General features: G+C 70.9%; 16 protein-coding genes. 4 read left to right on the top strand and 12 right to left on the bottom strand.

The annotated features are described in order from the left end of the window. Positions 1-471 (top strand): ASCH domain-containing protein, encoded by a 471-nt coding sequence (locus tag ACIGXM_RS01630; RefSeq protein WP_396557326.1) that lies wholly within the window; start codon positions 1-3, stop codon positions 469-471. Positions 472-497: 26 nt separating this feature from the next. Here ACIGXM_RS01630 and ACIGXM_RS01625 read toward each other — a convergent pair whose 3' ends face one another. The 8 genes from ACIGXM_RS01625 to ACIGXM_RS01590 form a co-directional block, all read right to left on the bottom strand. Beyond that, positions 498-1460, bottom strand: coding sequence for a hypothetical protein (locus tag ACIGXM_RS01625; RefSeq protein ID WP_396555683.1), 963 nt, complete (start codon positions 1458-1460; stop codon positions 498-500). A 184-nt stretch (positions 1461-1644) separates the two neighbouring features. Continuing rightward, a complete protein-coding gene (locus tag ACIGXM_RS01620) occupies positions 1645-2688 on the bottom strand; it encodes a serine hydrolase domain-containing protein (protein ID WP_396555681.1) in 1044 nt (347 codons plus the stop codon). 84 nt (positions 2689-2772) lie between these two features. Next, entirely contained in the window at positions 2773-3885 is a 1113-nt protein-coding gene (locus ACIGXM_RS01615; protein WP_396555679.1) for a glycosyltransferase family 4 protein, read from the bottom strand. Beyond that, positions 3882-4418: a dCTP deaminase domain-containing protein gene (locus ACIGXM_RS01610; protein WP_396555677.1), complete on the bottom strand. Its 537-nt coding sequence runs from the start codon at positions 4416-4418 to the stop codon at positions 3882-3884. Before ACIGXM_RS01610 ends, ACIGXM_RS01615 begins: the two co-directional genes overlap by 4 nt. Further along, positions 4418-4954: a dCTP deaminase gene (gene dcd / locus ACIGXM_RS01605; protein WP_396555675.1), complete on the bottom strand. Its 537-nt coding sequence runs from the start codon at positions 4952-4954 to the stop codon at positions 4418-4420. Before dcd ends, ACIGXM_RS01610 begins: the two co-directional genes overlap by 1 nt. Beyond that, entirely contained in the window at positions 4951-6186 is a 1236-nt protein-coding gene (locus ACIGXM_RS01600; RefSeq protein ID WP_396555673.1) for a metallophosphoesterase, read from the bottom strand. Before ACIGXM_RS01600 ends, dcd begins: the two co-directional genes overlap by 4 nt. After that, complete coding sequence (locus ACIGXM_RS01595) at positions 6183-7496, bottom strand: UDP-N-acetylglucosamine 1-carboxyvinyltransferase (protein ID WP_396555671.1); 1314 nt, start codon at positions 7494-7496, stop codon at positions 6183-6185. The genes ACIGXM_RS01600 and ACIGXM_RS01595 overlap by 4 nt, the downstream gene beginning before the upstream one ends. Before the next feature lie 231 nt (positions 7497-7727). Next, entirely contained in the window at positions 7728-8207 is a 480-nt protein-coding gene (locus ACIGXM_RS01590) for an ATP-binding protein (RefSeq protein ID WP_396555670.1), read from the bottom strand. A 172-nt stretch (positions 8208-8379) separates the two neighbouring features. On the opposite strand from ACIGXM_RS01590, the gene ACIGXM_RS01585 reads away from it, so the two are divergent. From ACIGXM_RS01585 to ACIGXM_RS01575, 3 genes are read left to right on the top strand one after another with little or no spacing between them, the layout of a single operon-like run. Further along, positions 8380-9969 carry a hypothetical protein gene (locus ACIGXM_RS01585; protein ID WP_396555668.1) on the top strand — a complete coding sequence of 530 codons (1590 nt, stop codon included), beginning with the start codon at positions 8380-8382 and terminating at the stop codon, positions 9967-9969. 23 nt (positions 9970-9992) lie between these two features. After that, positions 9993-10631 (top strand): GNAT family N-acetyltransferase, encoded by a 639-nt coding sequence (locus tag ACIGXM_RS01580; protein WP_396555666.1) that lies wholly within the window; start codon positions 9993-9995, stop codon positions 10629-10631. A 4-nt stretch (positions 10632-10635) separates the two neighbouring features. Then, positions 10636-11007 (top strand): hypothetical protein, encoded by a 372-nt coding sequence (locus tag ACIGXM_RS01575; protein WP_396555664.1) that lies wholly within the window; start codon positions 10636-10638, stop codon positions 11005-11007. 118 nt (positions 11008-11125) lie between these two features. Here ACIGXM_RS01575 and ACIGXM_RS01570 read toward each other — a convergent pair whose 3' ends face one another. From ACIGXM_RS01570 to ACIGXM_RS01555, 4 genes are all read right to left on the bottom strand, one after another. Further along, a complete protein-coding gene (locus tag ACIGXM_RS01570) occupies positions 11126-11455 on the bottom strand; it encodes a hypothetical protein (protein ID WP_396555662.1) in 330 nt (109 codons plus the stop codon). Positions 11456-11589: 134 nt separating this feature from the next. Then, positions 11590-12312: a hypothetical protein gene (locus ACIGXM_RS01565; RefSeq protein ID WP_396555660.1), complete on the bottom strand. Its 723-nt coding sequence runs from the start codon at positions 12310-12312 to the stop codon at positions 11590-11592. A 111-nt stretch (positions 12313-12423) separates the two neighbouring features. Beyond that, positions 12424-14190, bottom strand: a complete 1767-nt coding sequence (locus ACIGXM_RS01560; RefSeq protein WP_396555658.1) for a relaxase/mobilization nuclease domain-containing protein — start codon at positions 14188-14190, stop codon at positions 12424-12426. Further along, positions 14135-14584, bottom strand: a complete 450-nt coding sequence (locus tag ACIGXM_RS01555) for a MobC family plasmid mobilization relaxosome protein (protein ID WP_396555656.1) — start codon at positions 14582-14584, stop codon at positions 14135-14137. The genes ACIGXM_RS01560 and ACIGXM_RS01555 overlap by 56 nt, the downstream gene beginning before the upstream one ends. Between the last annotated feature and the right edge of the window lie 135 nt (positions 14585-14719).

Here is a 14719-nt window from a genome sequence, read left to right as displayed (position 1 = left end):
ATGGAACGCGCACTCCTGCTCTCAGTCCACCCGCGCTTTGCCACCGCGATCCTCGCGGGCAGCAAGACGGTCGAGGTGCGGCGCCAGCGAGTCGCTGTTCCTCCCGGAACGCCCGTCGTGCTCTATGCCACTGCGCCCACCATGGCCCTTGTGGGCATCGCCCGCGTCGCTGCCGTCCAGGTAGGCACCCCTCGGGAGGTCTGGTCGGCCAGCCGTGCCCGTACTGGGATCACTCGGCGCGAGTACGACGAGTACATGAGCGGCGCCGCCCAGGCCAGCGGTCTCACGTTGGAGGAGCCGGTCACCTTCGAGGAGCCGGTGCCGCTCAGCGCGCTGCGGTCAGCAGGAGCATTCCACCCGCCTCAGAGTTACCGCTACGTCGCCGGCGACGCTCTACGGCAGATGGCCGAGGCTTCACCGGCGACGAGTACAGCCCTGCTCGGAGTGCTGGGCGCCCCAGCGTCGGCGTAGGCGGTCCTGGCCCGGCGCTTCGATGCTTAGCCCGCGGCTGCGCTGGCGAGGCGCCGGATGTCCAGCGCGGTCCTAGCCGCACGCATCGCCTCCCTTGCGCGCGCCGCGCCGCCGCTCGGCGAGGGTGCGCCGCCGCCGATCGCGGCCTGTCGTTCGCCGAGCCCGGAGCAGTCTTGGCAGGTGCCCGGCTGCGGCACCGGATCGTGGCACTTCGCGCACTCGGCATACCGGGCCGTCGGCGGTTGCTCGGGGATGTGGGCGGGCGGCATCTTGCGCTGCAGGCGGTCGCGGAGCATCGCCGTGGGGGAGTGCACGATCGCGGGTAGGCCAGGCAGCAGGGCCTGGGCCAGTGCGCCGGGTGTGCTGCCGCGTTCCAACCACTGTGCCACCAACGGTGCCAGAGCCATCGCCTCGGTCTCGCCCAGCCGCAGGCGGGGCTCTGGTCGGATCACCCGGAACAGGGTCGCTACCGCCTTGCGGATCTGCTCGTCCGGCATCCCCGGAGGCTGTTGGACGAGATCACGATCCCCCTCCCGCCCCGCGGGCGCCTCGACGGCCTCCTCGCTGGCCGACGGCTGATCGGCCTGTTTGGCGGGGAGGGAGGGTTCTTGGTACCCGTTCTTTGCAAGAGGGGCGCCAGCAAGGCCGGTCGTCGCCTGGCCGGAGGCCGGACGGGGGACACCCGGCAGCTCCGGTCGCTGTGGGGTGTCGTAGACGTGGGACTCGGACCGGATGGTGCCGTCGGGCATCCGGATGATCTCGACCCGGTAGTACCCGGCTTCGGTCAGCTCCTTCAACGCCTTGCGGATCGCCCCGCGTCCCTGCGGGCTGGAGTCGGCCATCTGCCGCCCGTCCTCGCGCCAGCCGTCCGGGCGCGAGAGGAGGTCGGCCAGCAGGCCGCGGGCCGTGTAGCTAAGCCGCCGGGCCTGAAGCAGGCCGTTGGGCAGCACCGTGAAGTTGCGCACGTGGGCGTTACGATGTACGCGCATCGGGAGTTAGAGCTCCTGTTGCCGGACCCCGGGGTGTTACCAGCACCGCCGGGGTCGCCTATGTTCGGTTGGATCACGGAACTTACCACGCGACCTTGTGCAAGATCGACGACTTGTGCCAGCGACCTCGATCACATTCGATGCGAGGTATGGTCTCCTTCAACTTCCTTGGAGTGGAAGGAATTCAGTCGAACACGAGTCCGCGGAACGCATCTCGGACGTCTGTCAGCGGCTGACGGTCACGGGTGTAGTAGAGCTTGTTGGTCAGCAGGATCGCCCAGCGGTCCTGCTTGGGGGAGATCCACATGCCGGTGCCGGTGAAGCCGTAGTGCACCCAGACATGGTCGGCGGGGTCGGTGCCGGGGGCGGGGTGCCAGAAGAGGCCACGGGTGGGCTTCATGCCGCCGGTGTGGACGGTCAGCGACTCCTCGGACCACGGGGGGCCGAAGCCGGGCTGTGCGGGGGCAGCTGTGGGGTCAAGCATGTATCGCAGGAAGCGGGCGAGGTCGTCGGTGGTCGAGAAGACGCCGGCGATTCCGCAGACGCCGCCGAGGAGGCGGGCGGAGAAGTCGTGGGCGGTGCCTCGGAGGTGGGAGCCGGTGTCCTGGTCGAGTTCGGTGGGGGCGCTTCGGGGAGCCTGGTCGGCGGGCAGGGGGCCGAAGCGGGTGGTGCCCATCCCGAGGGGCTGCCAGATGCGTTCGGCGGCGAGCTGGTCGAGGGGCTGGCCGGAGAGGTGTTCGGCGAGGTAGCCGAGGATGAGGGCGGCCCGGTCGGTGTACTCGACGGCCTCGCCTGGCCGGCGGTATAGAGCCTCGTGCAGGACACCTTCGCGGATGGCGGTCGGGTCGGTGCCGTAGAGGTTCCTCAGCTGGGCCCGCAGGGGGACTCCGGCGGTGTGCGTCAGCAGGTTCCGCGCGGTGGCCTGGCCGAGCGGGTGTCCGGATACCTCGGGCCAGAAGCCGTCGAGCGGCACGTCGAGCGGGAGTTGGCCGGCCTCCCAGAGGGAGCCGATGGTGGACCACACGGCGAGGATCTTGGTGAGGCTGGCGACGTCGAAGACGGTGTCCGGCAGCATCGGCTCGTCCGGCTTGGCGGGGTCGAGGACGCCGACGGCGCCGCTGGCCCGGGTTCCGGCGGCGTCGCCGACGGCCCACACGGCCCCAGGGTAGACCTGGTCGCGGACGCCGTCCGTCAGGAGCTGGTGGATGCGATCGGTGCTGGGTGTCATCGTCTCCCCGATTCACTGCGGACGTCCGCCCCGGCCAGCGTAGTGAGCCGGTCGGGGCGTGGTGGGCTTCGGCGCGAAGATCCGTCAGATGAGTTGCCTGCCAAGGTCGGTCAGGGCGGCCGCGGTGGTGCTGAGCGGGTAGCGGGCCGCATTCGCCCGCCCGGCGTTCCGCAGAGCAGGCAGGAGGCTGGGCGAAGTCCGTAGCCGGTCCAGGTCGCGGGTGAGGGCGGTGGTGTTGGTGAAGTCGGTGGCCAGGGCGGAACCACCGAGGGCTTCGCGCAGGCCGGGGACGGGCTGGTAGACGACGGGCAGGCCGCATGCTTGGGCTTCGAGGGCGACCAGGCCCATGGCCTCCAGGGTGGTGGAGGGCATGACGAGCGCGTCGTGCTCGGCGAACGCCTTCCACAGCTGCGGGCGGCGGAGCCAGCCGAGGTAGCGGGAGTGGATGCCGGCCCGGCGCATCAGCGGGGACAGGGCATGGAATTCGGCGCTGGGGGCGGCGATGCTCAGCTCGATCCCCTTGGCGGCGGCCAGAGCCTTGATGAGGACGTCGCCGCCCTTCTCGGCGGTGAGCCGACCGGCGTACAGCAGCCGCAGATGGCTGGCCGTGGTCCGCTTGGGCGGCGTGGGCGGGCGGCCAAGGAGGTGGTCGGGAATGCCCCACGGGATGTGGTGGATCTTGCGCCGGTCGGTCTGGGGAGCGAGCCGGATCAGGTGGTCGGCCATGGCAGCGGTGGGTGTCACGATCGCGTCTGCGAGGCGGGCGGTCTCGCGTAGGACCCGCAGCTGGTCGCGGTGCAGCTCGGCGAAGAGCAGGTCGGTGCCGTGGACCAGGGCGATTCGCGGGTGCTGGGGAAGGGCTCGCATCAGGGCCGGGGTGGCGCCGAAGGCCAGGTGCTGAAGGTGCAGCACCCCGATCCGTTCCGGGACCAGGGCATGCGCCAGGGCCTGCCCGAGTGCGGCGACGTAACGCCGGAAGGCGGGCCCTTCCAAGGTCTTGCCGGTGATGGCCAGCAGTTCCAATCCTGCCGGGACGGCGGGACGGCGCCCAGCGGGCCCGAGCATGAAGGCGCGCGCCGGGATGAGCGGGTCCTCGCCGGTGTAGAGGTCGCGGAAGAGTTCGACGCTGCCACCCGGGCTGCCGGCGGGCAGGTCGAGGCAGGTGGCCACCAGTGGCTGGCGATCGGGGGAGGTCATCGGGTGCCTCCGGGGATCTCCTCGTAGAGGCGGGAGATGTCGATGCCGTCGGTGGCCGTGTACTTGAGGCCGTGCTGCTGGTAGCTGGCCAGGGCGCCGAAGGTCTGAAGGAAGACCAGCTTCCCGAAGGTCATGCCGGGGTAGACCCGCACGGGCCTGGCCACGCGGATCTCCAGCGTCCAGCGGATCGCGTGGCCGGAGTGTCCGAGTGGTGCGGAGACGTGGACCCAGATGCCAAGCGCGCCGGTGGTGCGGTCGCCGTTGAGCATCTGCGCGTACCGCTCGGACCCGGTTCGCTCCAGCGTGATGCCGAGGTAGAGCACGTCGGGCTCCAGGACGAGGCCGTGGGCGGGGATGGTGGTCTCGCCGAAGGCGGTGGGTGCGGCGGCGTCCAAGGCGTCGTCGCACACCCGTAACGTCTCGCCCAGGCGCCAGTCGTAGGCGTTCGGGGAGAGCCGGACCGGGTCGAAGGGGTCGATGGCGATCTCGCCCGCCGCGACGGCCGCGGCGATGGCGCCTCCGGTGAGGATCATCAGGCCACCGCCTCAGCGCCGGTGCGGTCGCGCCAGTAGCCGGAGGGCTGCGGGCCCAGCGCGGCCTGGTACTTGCCGCTGTAGAGGTCGACCGGGCCGACGGAGACGAAGAACATGATCTGCCCGATCTTCATGCCCGGGTAGACCCGCAGCGGGCGGGTCGGGGAGAGCATGAGGGTCCACTGGCCGTGGAAGCCGATGTCGCCGATCGGAGCGGTGATCTCGACGAACAGGCCGAGCCGGCCTACCGAGGAACGGCCGAACAGCAGCGGCACGAAGGTGTCGGAGCCGACCTCCTCCACGGTGTGACCGAGGTAGAGCTCGCCGGGCTGAAGGACGAACCCGCCTGGACCGATCTCGGTCTCCTGGGTGGGGTTGGGGTGGTGGGCGTCGATGACGTCTCCGGTGTAGGTCAGCAGGGTGGAGCCGAGCCGCACGTTGTAGCTGTTGGGGTTGACCTGGTCGGGCTCGAACGGGGCGATTCGCACCCTGCCGTCGCGGACGGCGGCGGTGATCTCCGGTCCGGTGAGGATCACTCGGCATCTCCTTCCTCGTGGTCGGACGGGGTTTCGGTAAGGACGTGCCGGACGGCCTGGCCGAGCTGGAGCCCGGCTTCGTGCGCGCGGCCGGCCAGGAAGGTCTCGGCCAGGTAGTCGGTGGTCAGCACGCTGCGGATTCCGGGCGGCAGCGGGTCGGGGGCGACCACCAGCGGTCCGGCCCGATCGGTGAGGTGGGCCAGCAGACCGGGCAGGTCCCGCGTGACGGCTTCGGGCAGGGGCGCGTGGACGAGCTGGTTGCTGAACGGCTCGATGGCCAGCAGGTCGGCCAGGTGCAGCACATCGGCGAGCTGGACGGGCCGCAGAGCGGTCTCGTTGAGGATCACGGCTTCGACGCCGAGACCGGAGTGCAGCCGGTCGGCGGCAGCTGCGAGGAGCTCGCGCCGGTCGGGCACGGTGTGCCGCCAGCGGTCGGCGGGGCGGCCGAGCGGGGCGGCCAGCTTCGCGTTGATCGCCTCGATCGAGTGGCCGATCGCCTCCAACTCGACGGGAAGGGCTGTGCTGTCGGGGAAGCGGCGGGTGTGGGCGGTCCAGCCCGAGCCGACGGGCGCGGCGAGCGCGTACCCGGCGCCGAGCTCGGCGCCCTTGACGACGAGGGTGTTGCCGACGGGCTCGGCCGCGTAGTGGTCGCTGTGGCAGTGCCCGGCGAAGATGACGTCCAGGAACGGGCATTCGCGGGCCAGCGACAGGTCCTGCTCGAACCCGGAGTGGGACAGCAGGATCCAGGCGGCCACCTCGTGGTGGTGGGCCAGCAGCTCGCGCAGGGCCCGCACCGGGTCGGTGGCCCGGTGCCCGGCGCGCTGGTCGAGCGGGATCGCGGCGAACGCCTGCGGGCTGATGACCGCGGTGACCGCCACCTTCCGACCGCCGATCTCCGTTGTGTGCAGCGGCCGGAACAGCGGGCGGCCCGTCGCCTCGTCGACGGCGTTCGCGCATACCGTCAGCTCGTGCAGGCCCGGCTCGAAGTGGTGGCTCCAGCCGTGGTTGCCCGGTGCGAGCACGTCGTACAGCGACAGCAGGATCTGCCGCTCGACGCCGCCGCGGCCGAGTCGGTAGAAGCCCGTGCCCTCGAAGAAGTCCCCGCAGTCCACCACCAGCGACCGCTCGCGCTCGGCGTGGAGCCGGGTGAGCATCCCGGTGGCCTGGGCGAGGTTGGAGTGGACGTCGGTGGTGGCGACGATCCGCTCCAGCGTCCGCGTGGTCGTGGTCATCGGGTGACCTCGGTGATGTCGGCACCGAGGGCGCGGAGCTTGGCGGGCAGGTCGGCGTGGCCGCGCTTGAGCTCGTCCAGGCCGGTGACGGTGGTGGTGCCGCGCGCGGTCAGTCCCGCGATCAGCAGAGCGGTGCCGGTGCGGATGTCGGTGGCCTCGACCGGAGCGCCGGTCAGCCGCTGGGGGCCGGTCAGGCGGCACTGGGTGGGCGAGAGTTCATCGATCCGGGCACCCAGCGCGCGGAGCTGGGGGATGAGGTTGCCGTGCCGGCCGGGGTTGATGTCATCGGCGAACAGGTGGGTGCCCGGCAGGCCGAGGGCGAGCGCCAGGAGAGCGGGCTCGAAGTCGGCGTCGAGGCCGCCCGGGGCGAGCGAGGCGATGGCGAAGAGCGGTGTGCCACTCGGGGTGCCGCCGCCGGGCAGGACCAGGCCGTCGGGCTCGGCCAGGGCGGGAAAGCCGAGCCAGTTCAGGGCCTCCGTGAGAGGGACGGTGTCCTCGCCTCGCACGCCTTCGATCCGGCCGCTGCCGCCGGTGGCGGCGATCGCGCAGGCCAGCGTCCCGGCCTCGATCTTGTCGCCCGGCACCGCCCAGGCCAGCGTCTTGGTGTCGTCGGTGCGGGACAGCGGCTCGACGGTGAGCGCCGCTTCCGCCACGTCGATCCGCCAGCCGGCCTGCCGCAGGAAGTCCAGCATGCCGGTGAACTCCGGGGACAGGTTGGGATTGCCCAGCAGCAGCCGGTGGCCGCCGACGACCGCGCGGAGCACGGCGACGACGCTCGCGCCGCGGGAGCGGAACGGCAGGTCGATCGTCACCTGTCCCGGGCCGTTGGGACAGGCGGTGACCTGGTAGCCGGCGTCGTCGGATTCGACCTTGTCGCCGAAGGCCGCATACACCTTGAAGTGCTGGTCCATGCCCCGCTCGCCGATCCGGCAGCCCCCGGGCCACGGCAGCCGGGCCTGGCCGTAGGTGGCCAGCAGGGCGGGAACCAGGTAGTAGGACGCGCGGATGCGGGCGGCATCAGGGAGGGGCACCGGCAGGCGGCCGTCCACCGGCATCAGGGCCACCGCGTGCGCATCGGTGACGGGCCGGGCCAGGTGGCAGCCCGAGTGCTGCAGCAGGGCCAGCATCTGCTGTACGTCGGCGCTGTAGGGCACGTTGCCGAGGTGGACCGGGCAGCGGATGGCAGCTGCGGCGGCCAGCAGCGGCAGAGCGGCGTTCTTCGAGCCGTCCACCCGCACGAGGCCGGCCAGTGGCTGGCCGGGGCGGACAGTGACGGCCAGGCCGGTCACGGGGATTGGATCGAGAGTCATGCAGACCTCCACTGTGGTGGGTGTGACGGAGTGCTGGTACTGATCAGCTGTGCTCGGGGCGGCCCGGCCGCCGGCATCCGGTGCTCGCCGGGCGGTGGCCAGGCCGTGATGGGGCGCCGCCCCGACCGGAAGAGGTGGGGCGGCGCCCGCCGCATGCCGGTCCCGGACGCGGGGAGCGGTTGCGCGGTCCGGCGCGAGGAGATGTGTTGTTCTTACGCCGGAGCAGCTGGGTCAGGCCGCCGCGAACTCCTCGCGCGGCAGCGTGCAGGTGATCTGCTTGCCGACCAGGGTGGGCTTCACGGTCCAGCCCGGGGCGAGAGCGTCGAGGATCCACAGACCGCGGCCGTTCCTGGCATGCGGGTTGTCCGGTGGCTCGGGGGACCGACTCGGTAGTGCGGATGGTTCGGGATCATGGACCTGTACCACGACCTCTTCGTCGGCGTTGGCCAGCGAGACGATCACCGGTGCGTGCGGGCCGCACAGCCGGATCGCGTTGCCGACCAGTTCGCTGGCCACCAGACGGGCGGCCTCGGCGACCTCCTCGGCTGCTCCGGCCGAGGTCACGGCCTTGAAGACGCGAGAGCGCATCTCGGCCAGGTGCTCAGGACTGGCGCTCATGTGCAGGACGAAACCGTCGGGGCGGTGCGAGAGGTAGAAGCCGCACTCGGCGATCTCGGGCTCGCACGGCGGGCGGACGTGGTCTTCGTGCATGGCGGGCTCCCAGGCGACAGAGCAAGCCGCCGGCCACAAGGGTGGGGCTCGCGCAAGGGTTCGACGGGCACACGCTTCGCTGTCGTGGATGTACGGACAGCGAAGTGCCGTTCAGCATGCGCCGAGCGGGGAGGCGCCGCTACGCCATCGCAGCCGTCGCGAGGCCGCCGTCATGACCGGGCTCGAAGTGGTGTTCACGTCGTCGTGCGTCATGACCGCCGTCATGGCTGCCGTCATCTGGTTCGCACGGCGCCCGGACGGGTTTCCTGCTGATCGGTCACGGCTATCGTCAGAGCAGACGAACGGGGACCGGAGAGGACCTGCGGTGGCTGAAACTCCCACCCTGTTAAGGGTCTTGGCGCTACAGCGGCACTGGCAGGTCCACGAGACCTTCCGGCTGCGGTTCGAAGCGGCGGCGGACCGGCTCGCGCAGGAGGAGAACGACCCCCGGCTCAGGGGATTGTCCGTCTCCAAGCGGCAGTTCGAGCGCTGGTACGGCGGTGCGGTCAAGACCCGGCCGTACCCGGACCAGTGCCGGGTGCTGGAGGCCATGTTCGGCTTCGGCATCGACCTGCTGCTTGCGCCGGTCCCGGACGGCTTCAAGCCCGAACCCGCGACCGCGCCCCCGCTCGTCATCCCGCCGCCACGGCAGGTCCCTGTCCTCCTCCCGTTCGAGCAGGCAGACGAACTGCCTGCTGGTGGCCCGTTCAGCAGCGAAACCCGCCTCGGCGCGGGCACTACGGATTTGGAAAGGCAGGTTGCGATGGCGGCTCGTCGCGCGCTCCGGTTCACCGCGATGGCGGAGGGAAGCAGCATCGGTCCGGAAACGCTGGGCCAGATCCAGGATGAGGTACGGCGGTTGACCGTCGCGTACCCGAGACTGGCGCTCCCGACGCTGTTCGGTGACCTGATCGAGGTCCAGGACCTCACCTTCCGCCTGCTGGAGCACGGACGGGTCAAGCCCGCGCAGGCACGCGAGTTGTACCTGCTCGCCGGCATCACCTCCGGCATGCTCGCCAAAGCGAGTCACGACCTCGGCAACCCGAGCGCCGCGATGATGCAGGCCCGCACCGCCTTCGTGTGCGCGGACAACGCCGACCACCACGCCATGCGTGCTTGGGTCCGCTCCCTCCAGTCGCTCATCTCCTACTGGGCCGGGCGCCCCGCCGAGGCCGCCGAGTACGCCGCCGTCGGCCAGAGCGGCGCCCGCAGTGTCCGGGGTACCACCAGCGTCTGGCTGGCCTGTCTCTCCGCCCGCGCCCAGGCCCTCCTCGGCGATGGCGAGGCCACCCGCGCAGCCATCCAACAGGCCGAGGACGCCCGCGAGGCCGTCCAACCCGACGACCTCGACGCCTTCGGCGGCATCATGACCTTCCCGGTACCCCGCCAGCTCTACTACGCCGCCGAAGCGACCGTTCACCTGGGCGAGGACCCTGCCCTCGGTGAGAGCCGGTCGGAGGCCGCCGTCCATGCCTACCGCAACGCGTCCGAGGACGAGTGGGCCTTCGGTGACGAGGCCGGCGCCCAGACCGACCTTGCCCTCGCCCGTATCGCCCTCGGCGAGATCGAGGGCGCGGCCGAAGCCGTACGGCCCGTGCTCGACCTGCCCATCGAACAGAGGATGTTCGGGATCATCAGCAGTGCCCAGCGAGTCCACAGCGCGTTGCACGCCGAGGGCCGGCGCGGGGGCCACGCGATCACCAGCCTCCGGGAGGAGATCGAAGCCTTCACCGCGACCCCGACGTCCGTCCTCATCCGGTGACCGCGCCGGTAGGCTCCGCAGCCATGCACCCAGTCCACCTGGCCGGCCCCCGCCTGGCACTGCGCGAAGTCGAACCCGAGGACACCAACGCCCTCCTCGCCATCTACGGCGACCCGGAAGCCACTCGGCACCTCAGCTTCGAGCCCCGCACGCCGGACCAAGTCCAGCTGATCACCGACCGCTCGATCGCGTCGGCGAAGGAGAACCCGAGGACCGAGTACTGCCTCGCCGTCACCAGGCTCGGCGAGCACCAGCTGATCGGCTACGCGCGCCTGGCGACCGAACCTCAGCAGGCGGCCACCGTCGGATTCGCCCTGCACTCGGCCGAGTGGGGCAAGGGCCTCGGTACGGAGACGGTCCATCTGCTGTGCGCGCTGGCGTTCGACACCCTTGGTCTGCACCGGATTTGGGCGGCCCGTTCGCCGCTGAACGAGGCGTCGGCCCGCACGCTCCTGCGGGCCGGAATGACCGAGGATGGCCGGATCCGCGACCACGTCTTCGTCCGTGGCGCCTGGCGCGACTCGATCACCTACTCGATCCTGGAGCACGAGTGGACACCGATGGACGGGCTGGGGGTCAGCCGGACCTCGGGGCTCGGCGCAGCCGACAGGGCCCAGCCGCCTGTTGGCCCGCCGGACGACGGAAGCGGACCAGGGAGGTGAACTCGTGTTGACCGAGCTGGCCGTGCCGCACAAGGTGATCCCCGGTATCGCCGAGTTCGCGCGTGGCGGCCTGCCCAGCCCGCCGGCCACCGACGACGGCAACCACTGGGTCGACGGGTTCTGCTGGCTGTACTGCGGGCAGCAGTGGACCCGGGTCCTGTGGATCGGTCCGGCGAGCGTGGCTGGTGCCCAGGCGCCGATGTACGCCTGTGGCCCCTGCATCCGGGAACTCCAGGAACGGGTCTGGCGCTCGATCCTCCTCGGCGACGAGCCATCACGCCCCCGTCTGCTCGCTGAGGATGCCGAGGGACGCGATGCCGATGGCAGACGGCCCGGCCGGCATCGTCGCGGCAGCTGGCCGTTCCAACGGCGGTAGGTCCCGCCCTGACCAGGGACGGCCTATTCGATTCCCGCGCAGCGATGGCCGGGCCAGGGCGGCACCACGTCCGCCGCGGCCAACGCCGAACAGCATTGGCCCCGGCCGACTTTGGAGATCAATCCCACGTAGTACCCGCGAGCAGGCCGTCGAAGGCGAGCGCCGTCATCGCCTCGTCGAAGCTGGCCCACTCGTGTTCGGGTTCGGTGAAGTGCAGGTCGAAGTAGGCGCGGGTGAGGTCGGGCTCGTGCCACTCGTGGGCACAGCGGCAGCGAACGAAAACCTGGCGGCCGACGCTGAGGAGGAGCCAGTCGCGGCGGGCACGGCAGCGGGGGCAGATGACGGGTATGCCGCGGGCGTCGAGTTCGTCGGGGTGGGGGACGGCGCGAATGACGGGTTGGCGGGACTCGAGGTGAGGGTCGTGGAAGGCAGGTTCGTAGTCGGTCATGTAGCGCCCTTCCGTGTTGGTGACGGTCGCAGACACCACAAGACGAACGGCGGCCGGGGTGGTTCCCGGCCGCCGGAATGGACATCACATCGACATCTTGGCCGTGCGGCTCTCCGGCCACGGAATGGTGGAGGTTAGCCCTTGTCGCGGTTCGTGATGACTACGGGCGCGGGACCGACGATGTAGGAGAGGCGCAGGTACTCGATGCGGTCCTCTTCGGTCATGGCGGAGGCGGGGTCGCGGATCAGGGTGCCGTCGGGGACGTCGCCGAAGTACTTGTCCATCAGGGCGCCGAAGGCACAGGCGGCGTCGGCTTCCTGCTCGCGCTCGAAGTCGAGCTGGAGCTGCATCTGCGCGAGGGCGGCGTCCATCTCCTTCAGGGAGCAACTGCAGGCGAGAGACCTCTCCTCCTTGGTGAACGGGCGTCCGTCGTGGTGGGTCCAGGTGTTCTTCTCGAGGTAGGCCGGGAGGTCGGCGTCGAGCAGCAGGGTGACGACCTCGGCGCGGATGCCGGTCCGGATCACGCTGCGCAGGCGCTGGTGCTCGGCGCGGTCCTCGTCGGTCATGGCGGCGACGATGTCCTCGTCGGTGGCGCCATGGGACAGCTTGATCGAGTACCGGTACCGGAGGATGCGTATGGCGTGGGCCGGATCACCGAGGCCGTGATCGATCCCGATCTTGTACACGGAGGAGAGGGTTGCGAGCTCCACGTCGGTGGCGCCATGGGCCGTAGCCTGCTCGGCCTCGGTGAAGGGGCGTCCGTCGTGGTGGGACCAGGTCTTGGTATCGGGGCGGTAGATGAAGTCGGCCTTGTTGAGCAGCAGGAGGACGTCGAGGCGGCAGGTGGGCTCAGCCAAAGTGATGAAGGTCCTTGAAGTGGTGGGATTGGTTTTGGTGGCCGGTGACGGCTGGGCTGGGGTCTGAGCCTGCTGGGCGGGGCGCGGGGCAGGGGATTTCTCCTGGTCGGGTCAGCGTCGGCGGGCAGGATCGTTCGCGGCCCGGCCGGCGGCTAGCGGGGTTGGTGCGGGGGCGGAGGGCGTCGCGGTGGTGGTTGTGCGTGCTGTGCTGGCGGTCTTGGTCAGGAGGGCTGCGGTGGTGCGCTCGTCGGCGGTGGTCTTGCCAGTACGGGTGCGGTTCCTGACGGACCACAGGAGCTGCTGGGCTGGGGAGTTGGCGTTGGTGAGGTTGTGCGGCTGGGCAGCCTGGCCGAGGAGCTCGTCCGTGTCGTGGCCGACTTGTTCGGCGTAGTGGAGGACGACGGCGAGGGCGGGCCAGGTGGGGTCGGTGGTGATGCGCTGGGCGTGGTCGGGGAGCACGGTGAGTAGGGTGTGCTCGTAGCGGGTGAGGGTGTTGGTGTCGGGGGTGCGGCGGGTGAGGTCGGCGAGGGGCTGGGCGGCGACCTGGTGGTAGGTGGCCTGCAGGTGGGTGCCGGTCTGCCAGGCGGCTTCGTACTGCTGTTGGTGGCCGCGCTGCTGGTGCCATTCGGCGGCGGCGAGCGCGGCGACGGCGAGCAGGAGCAGGAGGGCAGCGAGGGTGCCGCCGTCCTTGGGTCCGCCGCTGCGGAAGAGCTCGCGGGTAGCCCTGTGCAGGGCGCTGGCCTTGTGGTGGCGGGGTTTGATACGGGAGCGGTTGGCGCGTTCGAAGAGGTCGGCCGCGTGGTGGAGCCGGTCGCGGTGTCGGGCTGGGCTGAGGGCGGCGGTGACGTCGAGGAGCTCGGACAGGGCGGCGATGTGGGCTTGGCCGGTTTCGTCGTCGCTGCTGTGCAGGGTGTGCGGGATGGCCTCGGCCGCGCGGCTGGCCCGCCGCCAGGCAGAGGTGTTCTTGCTGGGATGGGAGTTGGGATCGACGGCGGCCAGGCGCTTGCGGATCTTGGGCAGGGAGAGGTCGGAAGCGAGGGTGCTGCCGCTGAACCAGGCGCTCTCGCCGGGGAAGCTGACGCTGTAGCCCTTGACGTCGCCGGACGGCAGCAGGCTCTTCTTGTGTAGGACGCCGAGCTGGTCGAGGGCGAGGAAGAACTGCTCCTCGTTCTGGGCGGCGGCGACGGCCAGGCGGACGGTGGAGCGCAGGCGTTCGCGGGCGGGCTGTGCCTGGCTGAGGCGCTTGGCGCGGTGCTGTTCGGCCTGGGTAGGGCGCTTGGCGGCTGTGCCGTCACCGGGCGCTACCCGCCTTAGCCCGTAGTCGATCTCGATCTTGCGGGCCTCGCGCTGGGCGCGGGTGAAGTCGCGTCCGTTCTTGGGCGTGCGGCCGTCCTGGCGCATGAGGGTGGCGACGATGTGGATGTGGTCGGCGTTGTGGCGCACGGCGACCCAGCGGCACGCTTTGATGTCGCCTCTGGGTGCGATGCCGGTCGCGTGCAGGAGGCGCCGGGCAATGGTGGCCCACTGCACGTCGGTGAGGATCGGGTCCTCGGGTGCGGCCCGGACCGAGCAATGCCAGACGGTGGGCGCGTTCCGGTCAGCCGGGCTCAGGGCATTGACCGGAAGGTCGAGTTGGGCGGCGAGCTTGGCGATGGTGTCGCGTGGACCGCGTTCGCGCTCGGGGGCAGGGTCGGGGGCGAAGCCGTTCCATGAGGCGATCATGTGCGGGTCCTCGTGTTCGTCGGCCTTGCCGGGCCCGTACAGGTAGCGGATGAGGGCGTAGGTGCCGCCGCCGTTGTGGTCGATGCTGGGGATCAGGAAGTCACCGTCCGATGATCGAGGCGGAGGCGGCGTCGATGCCGTCCAGGGCCTGCACAACGCGGGCCATGGCGAGCTGGAGGTACTCCGGCGGCGAGCCGCCGGCGTTGAGGTGGAAGGCGATCTGGTTGACGTTGTTGCCGATGGCGGCGACCTGCCGGTCGGCCTCCATCAGTTCCTCCAGCAGGCGGCGGATGTCGGCGACGGCGGCCTCGGGGTTCTCGCTGAGGGCTGCGGCCAGGGTGACGGCGGCGGCGTAGCCGCCAGGCTTGAGACTGCTGGCTGCTGCGGCGGCCTCGACGGCGGCCCACTCCTGGTCGCTGAAGACCGGATGGCAGCGGTTGCGGCGGCGGGTCTTGAGGTACTGGCGGTGCCGGATCCCCGGCATGACACCCAGGTCGTGCTCGGCGCGATCGGCCGACGGCGCCGGCGAACTCTCGTCTTCCACCGGCACCCCCGGGCCGGATCCTGCTGCTGCTTCTGCCACCCCTGGGGCGGAAGCAGCAGCGGCGGGTACCCCCGCGGGGGCACCGTCGCCGTGTGGACTCCACACGGCCCAACTTGCTGCCACGTGGCCCGGGCTGCGTTG

The sequence above is a fragment of the Kitasatospora sp. NPDC052896 genome (genome assembly GCF_044547075.1).
In the GTDB taxonomy this organism is placed as follows: Bacteria; Actinomycetota; Actinomycetes; order Streptomycetales; family Streptomycetaceae; genus Kitasatospora.
Note: the sequence above shows the minus strand (reverse complement) of the source record. Positions and strands in the feature narration are given on the sequence as shown.

Excerpts from the sequence above, each read along its gene's own strand:
- ACIGXM_RS01630 (WP_396557326.1), top strand. The coding sequence starts at position 1 with ATGGAACGCGCACTCCTGCTCTCAGTCCACCCGCGCTTTGCCACCGCG.
- ACIGXM_RS01625 (WP_396555683.1), bottom strand. The coding sequence starts at position 1,460 with ATGCGCGTACATCGTAACGCCCACGTGCGCAACTTCACGGTGCTGCCC.
- ACIGXM_RS01620 (WP_396555681.1), bottom strand. The coding sequence starts at position 2,688 with ATGACACCCAGCACCGATCGCATCCACCAGCTCCTGACGGACGGCGTC.
- ACIGXM_RS01615 (WP_396555679.1), bottom strand. The coding sequence starts at position 3,885 with ATGACCTCCCCCGATCGCCAGCCACTGGTGGCCACCTGCCTCGACCTG.
- ACIGXM_RS01610 (WP_396555677.1), bottom strand. The coding sequence starts at position 4,418 with ATGATCCTCACCGGAGGCGCCATCGCCGCGGCCGTCGCGGCGGGCGAG.
- ACIGXM_RS01600 (WP_396555673.1), bottom strand. The coding sequence starts at position 6,186 with ATGACCACGACCACGCGGACGCTGGAGCGGATCGTCGCCACCACCGAC.
- ACIGXM_RS01595 (WP_396555671.1), bottom strand. The coding sequence starts at position 7,496 with ATGACTCTCGATCCAATCCCCGTGACCGGCCTGGCCGTCACTGTCCGC.
- ACIGXM_RS01590 (WP_396555670.1), bottom strand. The coding sequence starts at position 8,207 with ATGCACGAAGACCACGTCCGCCCGCCGTGCGAGCCCGAGATCGCCGAG.
- ACIGXM_RS01585 (WP_396555668.1), top strand. The coding sequence starts at position 8,380 with ATGACCGGGCTCGAAGTGGTGTTCACGTCGTCGTGCGTCATGACCGCC.
- ACIGXM_RS01580 (WP_396555666.1), top strand. The coding sequence starts at position 9,993 with ATGCACCCAGTCCACCTGGCCGGCCCCCGCCTGGCACTGCGCGAAGTC.
- ACIGXM_RS01570 (WP_396555662.1), bottom strand. The coding sequence starts at position 11,455 with ATGACCGACTACGAACCTGCCTTCCACGACCCTCACCTCGAGTCCCGC.